The organism is Candidatus Leptofilum sp. (assembly GCF_965223525.1).
Lineage (GTDB): Bacteria > Chloroflexota > Anaerolineae > Promineifilales > Promineifilaceae > Leptofilum.
On the sequence record NZ_CBDCWX010000004.1, the window covers coordinates 998,889 to 1,014,452 of the forward strand.

11 protein-coding genes are annotated in these 15,564 nt (G+C 52.8%); all 11 read left to right on the plus strand.

Annotated elements, in window-relative coordinates; genetic code table 11:
* The first annotated feature begins 7 nt into the window (after positions 1–7).
* The 11 genes from ACOQPM_RS04420 (at position 8) to ACOQPM_RS04470 (ending at position 15,558) form a co-directional block, all read left to right on the plus strand.
* Positions 8–1,471 carry a pyridoxal-phosphate dependent enzyme gene (locus ACOQPM_RS04420; RefSeq protein ID WP_420628019.1) on the plus strand — a complete coding sequence of 488 codons (1,464 nt, stop codon included), beginning with the start codon at positions 8–10 and terminating at the stop codon, positions 1,469–1,471.
* Positions 1,472–1,564: 93 nt separating this feature from the next.
* On the plus strand, positions 1,565–2,797 hold the full coding sequence (locus ACOQPM_RS04425) for an ABC transporter permease (RefSeq protein ID WP_420628020.1): 1,233 nt from the start codon (positions 1,565–1,567) through the stop codon (positions 2,795–2,797).
* Positions 2,794–3,741, plus strand: coding sequence for an ABC transporter permease (locus ACOQPM_RS04430; RefSeq protein ID WP_420628021.1), 948 nt, complete (start codon positions 2,794–2,796; stop codon positions 3,739–3,741). Before ACOQPM_RS04425 ends, ACOQPM_RS04430 begins: the two co-directional genes overlap by 4 nt.
* A 137-nt stretch (positions 3,742–3,878) precedes the next feature.
* Positions 3,879–5,954 carry a BMP family protein gene (locus tag ACOQPM_RS04435; protein ID WP_420628022.1) on the plus strand — a complete coding sequence of 692 codons (2,076 nt, stop codon included), beginning with the start codon at positions 3,879–3,881 and terminating at the stop codon, positions 5,952–5,954.
* A gap of 21 nt (positions 5,955–5,975) precedes the next feature.
* A complete protein-coding gene (locus ACOQPM_RS04440) occupies positions 5,976–7,265 on the plus strand; it encodes an amidohydrolase family protein (RefSeq protein WP_420628023.1) in 1,290 nt (429 codons plus the stop codon).
* Positions 7,266–7,346: 81 nt separating this feature from the next.
* A complete protein-coding gene (locus tag ACOQPM_RS04445; protein ID WP_420628024.1) occupies positions 7,347–8,927 on the plus strand; it encodes an ABC transporter ATP-binding protein in 1,581 nt (526 codons plus the stop codon).
* A 302-nt stretch (positions 8,928–9,229) separates the two neighbouring features.
* Positions 9,230–11,824: a selenium-dependent xanthine dehydrogenase gene (gene xdh, locus ACOQPM_RS04450; RefSeq protein ID WP_420628025.1), complete on the plus strand. Its 2,595-nt coding sequence runs from the start codon at positions 9,230–9,232 to the stop codon at positions 11,822–11,824.
* Between the two features lie 14 nt (positions 11,825–11,838).
* Positions 11,839–12,843 carry an LLM class flavin-dependent oxidoreductase gene (locus ACOQPM_RS04455; RefSeq protein ID WP_420628026.1) on the plus strand — a complete coding sequence of 335 codons (1,005 nt, stop codon included), beginning with the start codon at positions 11,839–11,841 and terminating at the stop codon, positions 12,841–12,843.
* 83 nt (positions 12,844–12,926) lie between these two features.
* Positions 12,927–14,162 carry a diaminopropionate ammonia-lyase gene (locus tag ACOQPM_RS04460; protein WP_420628027.1) on the plus strand — a complete coding sequence of 412 codons (1,236 nt, stop codon included), beginning with the start codon at positions 12,927–12,929 and terminating at the stop codon, positions 14,160–14,162.
* 106 nt (positions 14,163–14,268) lie between these two features.
* The gene (locus ACOQPM_RS04465; RefSeq protein WP_420628028.1) at positions 14,269–15,045 is read left to right on the plus strand and encodes a hypothetical protein; all 777 of its coding nucleotides are present in this window, start codon (positions 14,269–14,271) and stop codon (positions 15,043–15,045) included.
* Positions 15,046–15,051: 6 nt separating this feature from the next.
* On the plus strand, positions 15,052–15,558 hold the full coding sequence (locus ACOQPM_RS04470) for a Rab family GTPase (protein ID WP_420628029.1): 507 nt from the start codon (positions 15,052–15,054) through the stop codon (positions 15,556–15,558).
* The last annotated feature ends 6 nt before the right edge of the window (positions 15,559–15,564 follow it).

The following is a 15,564-nucleotide window of genomic DNA, read 5'->3' on the forward strand; positions in this document are numbered from 1 at the left end:
TAATACTATGATTGATTTACAAACCCACAATGAAGAAGCGTTAGCGCGAACCGTTGAGCGCGCGAAAGAACGCAATATTATCATTCCCACCTTCCGCCAAATGCGGAACCCGCAGCTTGTGCCTGAACCCATTCGGCAAAAATTGCATCAAGTCGGCCTTTGGGATTTGAATCCACTTAACCTTTTCCGCATTACCTGGCACAATGAGCCAAAGGCTCAAGGCGGCGATTTTGGTGGTGTCAACTATTTAGAACTCCCACCAGCGCTAACTGGCGTGGATGCTCGTATCGTTTTAATTGTTGGCAAATGGTTTCCAACAGGTGCACACAAAGTTGGGGCTGCGTTTGGCTGTTTGGCTCCGCCCCTGGTTACTGGCCAATTTGACCCGACAACACAAAAAGCAGTCTGGCCCTCAACCGGCAATTATTGCCGCGGTGGTGCGTACGATTCAAATTTGCTTGCTTGCGAATCTATTGCCATTTTACCAGAGGGGATGAGCCAAGAGCGTTTTGATTGGTTGGCGCAGGTAGCCGGAGAAACCATTAAAACCCCTGGCTCAGAAAGCAATGTAAAGGAAATCTTCGACAAATGCTGGGAACTCAGCAATTCAGGCGAAGATTTGGTGATTTTTAACCAGTTTGATCAGCTTGGTAATTATTTGTGGCACCATGAGGTGACAGGACCCGCAGTTGAAGAAGTGTTAAAAAGCATTATGCGTGCAAACGATCAGTATCGGGGTTTTGTGGTAACAACTGGTTCCGCTGGAACGATTGCCACAGGAGATTATCTAAAGAAACTCTACCCGCAAAGCAAAATCGGTGCGAGTGAAGCACTTCAATGCCCCACCCTGCTTAACAATGGCTTTGGCGCACACCGAATTGAAGGTATTGGTGATAAACACGTGCCGTGGATTCATAATGTGAAAAACACGGATATGGTGATTGCCATTGATGATGCCGCCAGCATGGCTTTAATTCGATTGTTTAATGAACCTGCTGGGCAGGAATATTTGGTAGAACAGGGCATTTCTGCTGACTTAGTAGCTCAACTAGACTTGTTGGGTATTTCTGGTATTGCCAATATGCTGTCTGCAATTAAGTTTGCCAAATACTATGAGCTAACAGTACAGGATGTGGTGGTGACAGTGGCGACTGACTCTATGGAGATGTACCAGAGTCGCTTGCAAGAGCTAAACGAGGCGGATGGGGCATTTACGGCCGTTGACGCCGCCATCGCCGACCAACGTTATCTAAAAGGCACAACGATAGATTACATGGAAGAGTTGACGTATTACGGCCGTAAACGCATCCACAACCTAAAATATTACACCTGGGTCGAGCAACAAGGCAAAACCTACGAAGAAATTCAAGCCCAATGGTACGACGACAGCTACTGGGAAAGCATCCCCGCCAAAGCTGCCGAAATTGATGCCCTGATTGACGAGTTTAATGAACGAGTTGGGCTAAATTAAAAGATACGCAATTGGAGACTAGAGATTGGAGATTGGCAAATCTCTAGTTTCCCACAGCTACCTTTACGATCATTACACAACTGAGGAGGAGATATGCGAATTGGAAGATTGGATCGGCAATTCTTTGAGAGGCTGTTTGCCGCCCTCATGCCGCTTCTGGCAGTGCTGGTCGCCTTTCTTATTGGGGCTATTATCCTCCTGCTGCAAGGTGTAAACCCGATAGAAGCCTACCAGGCGATGATTGTGGGTGCCTTTGGCAGCAAAAACGGGCTTGCCGACACGCTAGTCAAGGCAATCCCTCTAATGCTGGTTGGTTTGGGCATTGCCATTGCCTTTCGCGGCGGGGTCATCAACATTGGGGCTGAGGGGCAAATTATTGTCGGTGCTTTATTCTCCGCCTTCATTGGCATTCAAATTGGCGAACAAATTCCCGGATTTCTGGGTATTCTCTTAGGGATTCTCGGTGGTACGTTGGCTGGTGGCCTGTGGGGAGCCATTCCCGGCTTCCTGAAAGCCCGGTTGCAAGTGAATGAAATACTTAGCACCGTGATGATGAATCAGATTGCCATCCAGATTGGCTTTTTTCTGCTGCGGGGGCCGATGATTGATCCCGCCGAAGTGGAAGCAGGCACAAATATTCCTCACTCAGCCAGACTTCCCCGAACCGTTGACATGCCCCGCTTTACCGACATGGCTGAATCAATCGGCCTGACCCAATCGGCCGAAGAAGCGGGCATAAGCGGCTACCTGGGCGAGCTGTACGCGGTTTTGGTGGAGCCATCTCGCCTGCACAGTGGTTTGATTGTCGCCATTGTTATGGCAATCTTGATTTACATCTTCCTCTGGCGCACCACCATTGGCTACCGCATTCGAGCCGTCGGTTTGAATACGGCCGCTTCCCGCTATGCCGGCATGCAAGTCCAACGAACCGTCGTGCTTTCTATGACGCTCAGCGGTATGATGGCCGGGATGGCTGGCGCGGTGGAGATTTTGGGTTTGCACCATCGCATGTTTGAGCCGTTGGCTGTCTCGGCTGGCTACGGCTTTTCTGGCATCGTGGCAGCTCTGTTTGGCAAACTGCATCCGTTGGGCATTATTCCCGCCTCCATCTTCTTTGGCGGCTTGCTCGTGGGTGGTGACAAGATGCAGCGAGCTACCCAAGTACCTCAAGTGCTAATTACCGCCATCTTAGGCTTGGTGGTGCTGCTGGTCATTACCACCGACTACTTTGTCAAGAAACGAGCCAATCGACGGGTGCGGGTGGAGACAGATGACACGCCACCTGATGAGGCAACGGCCGTTTCCACCCCGGAGGCAAGCGCATGAACGAAGACCTAACCACCATGGCCATCATCCTGGGTATGCTCCACTCCGGCATCCGTTTAGCCACCCCCTACATCTACGCCGCTATCGGCGAAACCTTTTCTCAACGATCCGGCGTTCTAAATTTGGGTGTAGATGGCATTATGCTGATGGGGGCTTTCTTCGGCTTTTATGCCGTCTTTGAAACTGGCAGCCCCTGGCTGGGCTTGCTGGCAGCAATGGTTGTTGGGGCACTGATGGGGCTAATTCTTTGCGTGGTCAGCATCACTTTCCAGGCAGAGCAGGGCATTAGCGGCATTGGCCTTTATATGTTTGGCCTGGGCATGTCTAGCCTACTGTTTAAGACCTTAATCGGTTCTGTTGAGGGTGTGCGCGGCTTTCTCCCCCTGGAATTTTGTCTAGGCAGCTTTTGTCTAGCCGATATTCCCGTCCTGGGTGAGATATTTTTTAGCTACAGCCTGCTTACCTATGGTGCTTACGCGCTCATTCCCATCACCTGGTACGTCTTCAACCGCACCACCTGGGGTTTGAAGATTCGCGCCGTGGGGCAAAACCCGGAAGCTGCTGACTCTGTTGGGGTTAATGTGAATCGGGTACGGTATGCGGCCGTAACCGTTGGCGGCATGTTGGCGGGCGTTGCTGGAGCTTCCCTCTCCATCTCGCTCCTCAATATTTTTCAAGAGAACATGACCAATGGCATTGGCTTTATTGCCGTTGCCCTGGTCTACTTTGGCAGCTGGCGGGCCAGAGGCGTTTTGGTTGGGGCTTTGCTCTTTAGCCTGGTTAATGCCCTACAGCTTTGGGTTCAGGTACTTGGCCTGAACATTCCCTCTGATGTGGCCGTCATGCTGCCCTATTTGTTAACCATCATCGCGCTGGCTCTGCCCTTCCGGCGTGCCTCGCAGCCCAAGGCTTTAACCAAGCCTTATGCGCGTGGTGAAAATTAAATATTTGTCGTCTAGCGAATAAATTCGCTGCAACATTTACGAAGTCGGCCTCCGCCGACTTAGGGTTAGACCGCAAAGGCGGTCTTTGTAAATCGTAGACGCGGTTTTAACCGCTTCAAATCTTTAAGGAGAAGAATATGAATCGCAAAAAATGGTTACTGATTGTTATGTTTCTGTTACTCAGCTTGCTTGTTGTAAGCTGCGGTGGCGGCGATGCGGACACAGACGCCGATACCGAGGATACAACGACCACTGATGAGGGCACCACCGAAGAAGCCGACGAGCCTGAAACGGTCGTAGAAGATGTTTCCGCCGAGGCCGACGTAGAGGGCATTGAGCAATTCCGTGTAGCCGTCGTCATGCCCAGCACCATCACCGACCTCGCCTGGAGCCAGGCAATTTACGATGCGCTGCTCCGCATCCAGGCAGAAGCAGGTGGCCCGGATAACTTTGAAATTGCCTTCTCAGAGAGCATGTTCAACGTTACCGATGCCTCGGCCGCCATTCGTGACTACGCCGAAGAGGAGTACGATCTGGTGATTGCTCACGGCACACAATATGGCACCTCCCTCTTTGAGATTGCCCCCGACTTCCCAGAAACCAGCTTTGCCTGGGGCACGGCCACCGATACTGGCCAAGGTGAAGGCTTAACCAATGTCTTCGCCTATGAAGCACGCGCCGAAGAAGGTGGTTACGCCGCTGGCGTTTTGGCTGGCAATTTAACAGAAAGTGGCGTGGTTGGCGTGGTTGGCCCTGTGGAGGCTGGTGATGCCAAACTGTACATTGATGGCTTTGTGGCAGGCGTGATGGCTGCCAACCCCGATGCCCAGGTCAACGTTTCCTACACGGGTTCCTTTGGTGACACCGCTCTAGCCGCCGAAGCCGCCAACACCCACATCTCAGCAGGTGCAGACGTGCTGACAGGCTCTGCCCAACAAGTTGTGGGCGCGATTGGCGTCGCCAACGAGCAGGGCATCCCCTGGATTGGTACCCAATCTGACCAAAGCTCGCTGGCTCCGGACATTGTGATTGCTTCCCAGCTTTACGTTTGGGATGGCGTTCTCAGCGACATGATCAACAAGCATTTAGCAGGTGAGTTTGGCGGTGCAGCGTATGCCCTCACACTATCCAATGGTGGCTTAGTGATGACTTATGCTGACGGCGTTGACGCTGACGCTGTGGCCGCTGCTGAATCCGCTGCTGGGGACATCTCTGGCGGCAGTTTGGACGTGATGGCCGTGATTGAAGGCGAAACGATGGACGATGAAGCAATGGGCGACATGGAGTACCCGGACATCGAGCCTGTACGCATTGCCCTGGTGATGCCCAGCACCACCACCGACCTGGCTTGGAGCCAATCCATCTATGATTCGCTGGTAGAAATTCAAGAGCATTACGGCGAAGATATGGTGGAAATTGCCATCTCTGAGAGTATGTTCAACGTGACGGATGCGGCCGCTGCCATTCGGGACTATGCCGACAGTGGCTACAATCTGGTAATCGCTCACGGGGCACAGTACGGCACATCCTTGTTTGAACTTGCGCCCGACTTCCCCGAAACCAGCTTTGCCTGGGGCACAACCACCAACACGGGCGCAGACGAAGGCGTGACCAACGTCTTTGCCTATGAACCACGCGCCGAGGAAGGTGGCTATGTGCAGGGCGTTCTGGCAGCAAATATGACCGAAGTCGGCATTATTGGCCTGGTTGGCCCGGTAGATGCTGGCGATGCCAAGCTGCATGTTGATGGTTTTGTTGCTGGTGTGCGGGATACTGACCCAGATATTCAGGTGAATGTTTCTTTCACCGGTTCATTTGGCGATACGGCGCTGGCGGCAGAGGCAGCTAACACCCACATCTCAGCCGGTGCGGACGTGCTGACGGGTTCTTCACAGCAGGTGGTTGGCGCGATTGGCGTGGCTGCCGAGGCGGGCATCCCCTGGCTGGGCATTCAGGCAGACCAAAGCCCAGCAGGCCCGGATGTGGTGGTTTCTACCGTTCTGTACAACTGGACGCCTACGTTGCTAGAGATGATTACCTCGAACCAGGCAGGTGATTATGGTGGCCGCGTGCTGCAATTGACGCTGGCCAACGGTGGCCAGACGTTGGTTTACGACGACAGCTTACCAGCCGATGCCGTGGCCGCCGCCCAAGCAGCGGAAGCAGGCATTATTGATGGCAGCATTGAGATTGTGGCTGAACCGCGTAATTAACGGCAAGTAAGAGAGTAAAAAGTGAAAAGTAGTCAATCACTTTTCACTTTTTACTTATCACTTTTCACTATGGATTTAATCATTCGCAACGGCCGTTCCGACCGCACAAACGAACCCATTGAGGTGGGTATTGAGGCTGGGTTGATTACGGCCGTTGCTCCACCCCACTCACTCCCTGCCGCCAACCAGGAAATTGATGCCCAGGGTAGGATGGTTTCGCCTGCGTTTATTGAGTCCCATTTCCATTTGGAAAATGCGCTGCTATGGGATGGACTAATTAACCAAAGTGGGACGCTGGAAGAAGCGATTGAGATTTATGCGAAGGTGAAGCACGATCTCACTGTGGAAGATATTGTGCGGCGGTCGGGCTATGTGGTAGAGACGGCCGTTGCCAATGGCACGCTCTGGCTTCGCAGCCATGTGGATATTGACCATATTGCCAAATTGAGCATTCTCAAAGGTGTGGCAGCAGCGCGAGACGCCTACCGCCACCTGATAGAGATTCAGCTCATTGCCTTCCCGCAGCTTGGCCTGGCGCAAAATCCCGAAGCGGTGGAGATGATGTGGCAGGCGATGGAAAATGGCTGCGACCTGGTGGGCGGGATGCCCCACGGCGAAAAAACGATGGAGGATGCGGCTCGCCACATCGAAATAGCCTTTGAGATTGCCCAAAAATATGATGTGGACGTTGATATGCACATTGACGAAACCGACGATCCCTACTGGCAATCGCTAGAGCTGCTGGCCGAGAAAACGATTGAAACGGGCTGGCAAGGGCGCGTCACGGCTGGGCACTGCTGCGCCATGTCTGCCTGGGATGATGCAACGGCCGCACGCATCATTGATAAGGTGAAAGCGGCGAACATTCATATCATTACCAACGCGCCAATCAACAGCATGTTGGAGGGACGGCACAGTGGCTACCCCAAGCCACGAGGTATTGCCCGTGTGAAAGAATTGCTGGAAGCGGGGGTGAATGTGGTCTGCGGCCAAGACGATCTGCAAAATATGTTTTACCCCTTTGGCAAGATGGATCCGCTGGAAGTGGCCGTGATTACCGCCCATCTCGCCCATCTCGGCGCACCGCACGAAATCGAAGCAGCCTTTGACATGCCGCGCTACAACGCCGCCCGCATGTGGGGCTTGCAAAATTACGGCGTGGCCGTGGGCGCAGCGGCCAATCTGGTGATTCTGGATGCAGATTCGGCCGTCTCCGCCCTGCGCCGCCAACCAGCAAACAGAACCGTGATTCGGAACGGCCGTGTGTTAACAGAGCGGAAAGTGGAGACTGTGTGGCGTGATCGTAATTAGGGATTGGTAATTAGTAATTGGACTGCAAAACAAACCAATTACCGATTACTAATATCCAATTACTTCAAATCGAGAGAGCTCATGAATCAAAACGGTACAAAAAACGGCGAAAACAAAAACCTACTCCCCTCCGGCTTACCCCGGATTGAGTCGTTGGAAATGCGCGGCATTACCAAGCGATTTCCTGGTGTGCTGGCCAATGATCGCGTCAATTTCGAGGTGAAAACGGGCGAGATTCATGCGCTTTTGGGCGAAAATGGCGCGGGTAAAAGCACGCTCATGAAGATTTTGTATGGCCTTTACCAGCCAAATGAAGGCGAAATTTTGCTCAACGGCCAGCCCATTCAGATCAACACGCCCACCGATTCGCTCAAGTACGGCATTGGCATGATTCATCAGCACTTTATGCTGGTAGACACCATGACGGTGGCCGAGAATGTAGCATTGGGTCTGCCCTCTTCTCGTGAGCCGCGCATGGATTTGGATATTGTCTCTGAACGCATCCGCGACCTGTCTCAAAAGTATGGCTTGCAAGTTGATCCCGATGCCGTCATTGGCAACCTGGCCGTGGGTGAAAGGCAGCGGGTGGAGATTGTGAAGGCGCTGTATCGTGGTGCGGCTCTACTGGTGCTAGATGAACCAACGGCCGTTCTCACCCCGCAAGAAGTGGACGACATCTTTGTTATTTTGCGCCAAATGGCCGCTGACGGCCATGCCCTCATCTTCATCTCTCACAAGCTGCACGAGATTTTTGCCCTAACTGACCGTGTGTCGGTGCTGCGCGACGGCCGTATGGTGGGCACAGTGAACACCGCCGACGTGGACAAAGCGCAACTTGCCAGCATGATGGTTGGCCGCGAAGTGCTTCTGGAACGACACCGCCCACCCGCAGAACGGGGCGAGGTACGGCTGAAGTTTGACAACGTGAGCGCGGATAATGACGACGGCAACCCCATCCTGAAAAATATCTCCTTCGAGGTTCACAGCGGCGAAATTGTGGGCGTAGCCGGTGTATCGGGCAATGGGCAACGGCCGTTAGCCCGCACCATCATGGGGCTACAGGCGGTTGAAAGTGGCAAAATCACCCTGGAAGACACAGACGTTACCGACTTGCTGCCTGCCGAACTGTACAAAATCGGCCTCTCCTACATTCCCGAAGAGCGTATGCACGATGGCGTGGTAAAAGATTTTTCAGTCGAAGAAAACCTCATCCTGCAAGATTATGTGAGACGGCCGTTTAGCAATGGCATCTTTTTAGCATTCAAGCAGATTGCCGAGCACGCCTCTCAGCGAATAAGAGAGTTCACCGTTAAGACGCCCACGAAGGATACGGCCGTCAAAAACCTCTCTGGTGGCAATATCCAAAAAGTGATTCTGGCGCGAGAGCTGTCTCGTAAGCCGCGCTTCCTCATTGCTGCCCAGCCTACACGCGGCGTTGATATTGGCGCCATCGAATACATTCACAACCAGCTTTTGCTTGAACGAAGCAAGGGATTGGCAACCCTGCTCATCTCAGAAGATTTAGATGAGGTCAAAGCCCTCTCAGACCGCATCGTTGTGCTGTTCCACGGCGAAATTATGGGCATTGTCAACAGCGACGAAGTAACCACCGAAGAGCTAGGGCTGATGATGGCAGGTGAACGGCGGCTTGAACCAGCGTAATTTAATCGCTACAAGGTGCATTGAGAAAAGAGAAAAACCTCTTGCTCCTCTATGTTCTCTGTAGCTAAAATCACATAGTCACGCCAGAAGTGTGGACAAAATGAGGCTGGCGAACTGGCGAGGGCGAGGTGTGCATCCCCGACACCTCCTCATCTGCCAGCCATCGAGTGGGGAATTCATTTCGGGCAGATAAATCTGCATCTACATTTACAAAGCCCACGAACGCGGGCTAGAAATCAGTCGGCGAAGGCCGACTTCGTAGCTGTGGTCGCGAATTTATTCGCCTAAAATTGGAGGTATAAATGAAATTTACACTCAATGGCGAAGTAATAGAATACAACGGCGATCCAGAGTTGCCCCTGCTCACCTACTTGCGTGAGGATGTGGGCATTCTCTCCGCCAAAGATGGCTGTGCCCCCCAGGCGGCCTGTGGCTGTTGCACCGTGCAGCTAGACGACAAAGCGGTGCTTTCTTGCGTTACTAAAATGAGCCGCGTCAAGGGCAAAGCTGTCACCACCACCGAGGGGCTAGGCGAATATCGGCAAGAAGTCTTTGCCAACTCCTTTGTCTCCTGCGGCGGCGTACAGTGTGGCTTCTGCATCCCCGGCATTGTCATGCAGTCCAATGTGCTGATCAACAAAAATGCCGAACCCAGCCGCGCCGACATTGAAAAAGCCCTCACACCCAATCTGTGCCGCTGCACCGGCTACAAAAAGATTGTGGATTCGGTTGAGATGGCGGCGGAAGCGATTCGCAAAGAAGAAGAGGTGAAGCTGCCAGAGGGGAACGGCCGTATCGGTTCCCGTCAACCCAAATACCACGCCGCCGATCTCGTTTTAGGTCAGCATCACTACACAGACGACATCCGCCTGCCCGGTATGAAAGAAGGTGCGCTAAAATTCAGCGAGCATCCCCGTGCCAAAGTCCGCAAAATTGACACCAGCGCAGCCGAAAAAATGGATGGCGTCATTCGCATTTTCACCGCCCAGGATGTGCCTGGTGACCGCCAAATTGGCCTGATTAAGCAAGATTGGCCGCTGATGGTTGCCGAAGGCGAAACCACCCGCTACGTGGGTGACGTACTCGCCCTCGTCGTCGCCGAAACAGATGCCATCGCCCGCAAAGCTGTTGCCGAAATCAATGTGGATTACGAAGTGCTGGAACCTGTCACCGACATGCACGAAGCCCTTAAACCAGATGCGCCCAAGATTCATCCGCAGGGCAACCAGCTTTCCCGCAGCTACACCAGCCGGGGCGACATGGCCGCCGCTGAGGCTAACGCTGCCTACATTGCCCAAGGTGTCTTCGAAACCCAAATGATTGAACATGGCTTCATGGAGCCAGAATGCACGGTGGCCGAGCCTTTGGACGATGGCGTAAAGGTCTACTCCAGCGGCCAGGGCGTTTTTGATGACCGCAACCAGGTTGCCAAGATTTTGGGACTGCCAATAGAAAAGGTGCGGGTCATTCTGGTGCCCAACGGTGGCGGCTTTGGCGGCAAAGAGGATTTGACGACGCAAGGTCACGCGGCAATGGCCGCTTATCTTATGCAGGTTCCTGTAAAAGTACGGCTCACCCGTGACGAATCCATCGCCATGCACCCCAAACGGCATCCTATTTGGATGGATTACAAGGTTGGCTGTGATGAAAATGGCAAATTCACCTTTGTCAAAGTGAAATTCGTGGGTGACACCGGCGCCTACGCCTCAGTGGGCATGAAGGTGCTGGAACGCTCGGCCGGGCACGCCACCGGTGCCTATAACGTACCCGTCACCGATGTGGAAGCTATCGCTGTCTACACGAATAATCTGCCCTGCGGTGCCATGCGCGGCTTTGGCGTTAACCAAAGTGCCTTTGGTCTGGAATCGCTCATTGATGAGCTTTGTGAAAAGGGCGGCTTCGACCGTTGGCAGTTCCGCTACGACAACGCCCTGCAAGACGGTGACATGACCGCCACCGGGCAAGTTATCGAAGGTGGCGCAGGCGCACGCGAAACGCTGTTGGCCGTGAAGGAAGAGTATGATACGACCGTATACAAAGGCATCGCTTGCGGCATTAAAAACACGGGCATTGGTAACGGCATGCCCGATGAGTCGAAGGCGCGGGTACAAATTTTGGCACCAGACAAGGTGCTGGTAGACCACGGCTGGACGGAGATGGGACAGGGTGTCAACACGGTTGCCCAGCAGGTCGTCTGCAATGAAACGGGCATTGACCCCAATTTTATTGAGGTGCGCGTGGATACCGTCTCTGAGCAGGAAGCTGGCATGACCACTGCCTCCCGAGCCACCTCGCTGGTGGGCAATGCGCTTATTGATGCCTGCCAGCAGCTAAAGGAAGATTTGCAGACCCATTCACTCGATGAACTGGTTGGGCGCAGCTATGAGGGTCATTTTTGCGTTGATTGGACAACGAAGCCTGGGGCAATGGTGGAGAAGGTTTATACGCATTATTCTTACAGCTATGCCACGCAGCTTGTAACGCTGGATGATGACGGCCGTATCCAAAAAATCACCGCCGCTCACGATGCTGGTAAAATCTTCAACCCCACCCTGTTTGAAGGCCAGCTAGAAGGCTCTATCCACATGGGACTGGGTTATGCGATTAGTGAAGAGCTGGTGATGGTAGACGGCCGTCCCAAAACCACCCGCCTGCGCGACTGCGGCATCCTCCGCGCCAAAGAGATGCCAGAAATGGAGATCATTGGCGTGGAAGTGCCTGACCCCTACGGTCCTTACGGTGCCAAAGGCGTGGGCGAAATTGGCTTGGTGCCAACAGCCGGTGCGGTAGCCAATGCACTCTACCAGTATGATGGTGTTCGTCGCCACAAATTGCCTATGCGAATTCCGAGACGCGGCTTGAAGAAGCGCGTGAACGGTCATTCCAGTAAACAGTAAGTAAGGAGAAACTCATGTCAAAAGACCGCGTAGCACTTTATTTGCAAGATGCCCACGACATTCGTGAAGGTATTGAACTGTGTAAATATGCCGAATCCAAAGGCTTTGAAGCCGTATGGCAAGCCGAAAGCCGTCTGGTGCGGGATGCCATTGTGCCCATGGCGGCCTTTGCCGCCCACACCACCACGTTGAAGATTGCCAGCGGCGTCACCAACAATTGGACACGCAATATTGGACTATTGGCGGCTACTTTTCTAACATTGGACGATCTGGCAGAAGACCGGATCATTTGCGGCATTGGTGCCTGGTGGGATCCGCTGGCCAGCAAGGTGGGTATCAATCGGCGCAAACCGCTTTCCGCCATGCGGGAAACGGTTGAAGTTTTACGCAAGCTGCTCAACATGGAAACCGTAACCCACTTTGGCGATTTTCATCATGTAGATGGGATTCAGCTCGATGTGGTACACGGCCGTAAAACCCCACGCAACGTCCCCATCTATATCGGCGCCACGGGTATGAAAATGATGGAACTGACTGGCGAGGTGGCTGATGGTGCCTGCCTCAACTATTTAGTGCATCCAGACTACAATCTGCGAGCCATGGATGCGCTGGAGCGTGGAGCTAAGAAAGCAGGCCGCTCTATCGACGATATTGATCGGCCCCAACTGATGATTTGCTCGGTAGACAATGATCGCAAAAAAGCACTGGACGGGGCGCGCAAGATGATGACGCAATACCTGGGTCAGCAGCCGCACCTGATGAAAGCCAGTGGCGTGAGCCAGGAACTACTGGATGAAATCCACCAGGTACTCACCTGGCCGGCCACCGAAGAAGAGATTGAAGGCGCAATGCACCTGGTACCAGACGATGTGGTGCAAATGTGTACCGCCAGTGGCTCACCAGAAGAGGTAAAAGCCAAAGTGCGTGAGTATGTAGATAATGGCTGTACCTGCCCCATCCTCTACCCACTAGGCGATCCCTATTTGATGATTGATATTTTTGCCGACGGCTACAGTTAAAGACGAGTAATCAGTAAACGGTAATCAGTGGGTCGTTTTCTAGCTCACTGATTACTGAACTGCTGAATACTGATCACTGAATTATGAGTGAATTAGAGCCAATCTCCTGGGTGGCAAATAAGCATGCACGGCAAACGGCAGAGAGTACGGCCGTTTCTCAACTCCTTCCACCAGGTATTTCCAAAGCAACCCGCCGTTTCCATGCCCAAATTCCTGGCTACAAAATAACCCCGCTCAAAAGCCTACCAAACTTAGCAAATTATTTGGGTGTGGACAGTATTTGGGTCAAAGACGAATCGCAAAGAATGGGGCTCAATGCTTTCAAATCGTTAGGTGGATCATTTGCCATCTACCAATTTATTCGCAAGCGGCTTGGCGTTGCTGAACTTTCCTACAAAGAGTTGATGTCTGACACTGTCAGAGACAAGCTGGGGGAAATTACCTTCACCAGTGCAACTGACGGCAACCACGGCAAAGGTCTTGCCTGGGCGACCAAAAAATTGCGCTTTCCCTGCGTCATTTACGTTCACAAAGATACCTCGCAGGCACGGGTAGACGCTATTACCGAATACGGCGCAGAAGTACGCGTGGTTCAAGGTAACTATGACGATGCTGTGCGTCAGTGCAACGCAGACGCACAGGCAAACGGCTGGCAAGTCATCTCTGATACTTCCTGGCCGGGGTATGAAGAAATCCCCGCTTGGGTCATGCAAGGCTATACCACCTTGCTGGCAGAAACGCAGGAACAATTTGCAGCGCAGGGCATCGTGAAGCCCACGCACGTGTTTGTACAAGCTGGCGTGGGGGCTTTTGCTGCTGCCACATTGGGCTTTTATCATCGGCTATTTGGTTTAGAAGCACCTATTTCTGTTGTGGTGGAGCCAGCGACGGCCGCTTGCCTTTATTATTCCGCCCAAATGGGGGACGGACAGCCACATACTATTGATGGCGACCTGCAAACCATCATGGCGGGCTTAGCCTGTGGGGAACCTAGCCCACTCGCTTGGCAAACCCTGTGGGATTGCGCCGACTTTTTTTTGACTTCCCCCGATTATGTAGCAGCCAAGGGAATGCGAATCTACGGCGTGCCGTTACAGGGGGATCCAATCATCATTTCTGGCGAATCAGGAGCCGTCACGCTGGGTAGCCTAACCTTTATCATGCAGCACGAGGCGTACCGATCACTAAAACAACAGCTCCAGTTAGACGAAGATTCTGTTGTGCTCTTTATCAACACAGAGGGCAATACCGATCCCCACTATTTTCGTCAGGTTGTGTGGGAAGGCCATCATCCGGTTCCAGATGAATATCTGGTATGACCCTGTCAATTAGCTAACGCTTTGTTTTACGCCAATTTAACTGCCCGCTTTGGCCGTTGCCTGCTATACTCATAGTACTGTGATACTACTGGAGCGTATGGAAACTATGTTAGATTGGTTAAAACGGGTGCTGAATGGCACACCTTCACCGCAAGAAAAAAAACCTTTGCCGCCCCCAACCCAACCACCGGTGCGTGAAAAAACGGCCGTTCCCCAAACCCAAGCTGCCGTTGCAGAACGGCCGTCTCCCACACCCCACCCCGAAACCGTCACATCTGGGCAAACGGCCGCTCAACAATTTTTAGACAAGCTGCAAGACAAAATCAGCAAATTAGCCGATGATTTCGCCACTGGCAACATCAATCGGCAGCAGTTCCAAAAGCTATATACCCACTACCAGCGCGAAATACGCGCTGTGGAAACACTCATCGAAACAGATCAAGGGCAAAGCGAATTGGGTGATGCGTTTCAAGAAGGTGAAAGCGTCCTCATTCGGCAGCAGCACGCCGCTAAAGCCAAAGGGTATGCCATCTATGAAAACAACTCCGGGATGCCCCTGAGTACGTTGGGCAAATTTGAAGTTGATCCCGCACTGTTTGTCCCCATGCTCTCCTCATTTCGCTCAGCAACAGAAGAGATTTTTGGCGGTGGGATGCAGGCAACTGCCATCGAGGGTGGCCGCTGGCTGTGCTTTGTGCCTGGCGAGATGACCACACTAATGGCAATTTTCACGGCCGAACCAGCCAATAAGCAGCTAGACTTTTTAGAGCAGCTACACCGCCTTTTTGAAAAAGCCAACCGAAAAATGCTCAAGAATCCACCAGTTGACCCCAGCGAACTTTTGTTTCCGCATGAGCATTTCCTGGGCAAGTGGAAGCGATAGTTGGCTATGAATAAGACAGTACCATTGGTGAAAATTGTCGTGGCGGGGGATGGCAATGTAGGCAAAACTTCACTCATTCGCCAATATTGTGAGGGGCGCTTCGAGCAATCCCGCGTGGCCACCATTGGGGTGGATTTTCAAACCAAAACCGTCGAGATTAAAGGGCACATCATCAAGCTATCCATTTGGGACATGGCGGGGCAGATCCATTTCCAGTCGGTACGTACAGGACTTTATCGCGGCAGCCGAACGGCCGCACTCGTCCACGACATCACCAATCCAGAATCATTAACGCATTTGCAGGGCTGGTACGAGGAAATCATCGCTGTAGTGCCCAACCAGCGCTTTTTGGTGGTTGGCAACAAGATAGATTTACAGCCCAATTACGACACGAGCGAAGCCAAACGCTTTGCCGCGTCCATCAAAGCACCCTACCTCACCACTAGCGCCAGCACCGGGCAAGGTGTGCAAAAAATGTTCCTCGGCATGGCGTATTTGGCTCTCAAAAAGTAATCCATC

What these genes read in the sequence shown, in the direction of transcription:
- ACOQPM_RS04420 (WP_420628019.1), top strand. Translation starts at nt 8, where the DNA reads ATGATTGATTTACAAACCCACAATGAAGAAGCGTTAGCGCGAACCGTT.
- ACOQPM_RS04425 (WP_420628020.1), top strand. Translation starts at nt 1,565, where the DNA reads ATGCGAATTGGAAGATTGGATCGGCAATTCTTTGAGAGGCTGTTTGCC.
- ACOQPM_RS04430 (WP_420628021.1), top strand. Translation starts at nt 2,794, where the DNA reads ATGAACGAAGACCTAACCACCATGGCCATCATCCTGGGTATGCTCCAC.
- ACOQPM_RS04435 (WP_420628022.1), top strand. Translation starts at nt 3,879, where the DNA reads ATGAATCGCAAAAAATGGTTACTGATTGTTATGTTTCTGTTACTCAGC.
- ACOQPM_RS04445 (WP_420628024.1), top strand. Translation starts at nt 7,347, where the DNA reads ATGAATCAAAACGGTACAAAAAACGGCGAAAACAAAAACCTACTCCCC.
- xdh (WP_420628025.1), top strand. Translation starts at nt 9,230, where the DNA reads ATGAAATTTACACTCAATGGCGAAGTAATAGAATACAACGGCGATCCA.
- ACOQPM_RS04455 (WP_420628026.1), top strand. Translation starts at nt 11,839, where the DNA reads ATGTCAAAAGACCGCGTAGCACTTTATTTGCAAGATGCCCACGACATT.
- ACOQPM_RS04460 (WP_420628027.1), top strand. Translation starts at nt 12,927, where the DNA reads ATGAGTGAATTAGAGCCAATCTCCTGGGTGGCAAATAAGCATGCACGG.
- ACOQPM_RS04465 (WP_420628028.1), top strand. Translation starts at nt 14,269, where the DNA reads ATGTTAGATTGGTTAAAACGGGTGCTGAATGGCACACCTTCACCGCAA.
- ACOQPM_RS04470 (WP_420628029.1), top strand. Translation starts at nt 15,052, where the DNA reads ATGAATAAGACAGTACCATTGGTGAAAATTGTCGTGGCGGGGGATGGC.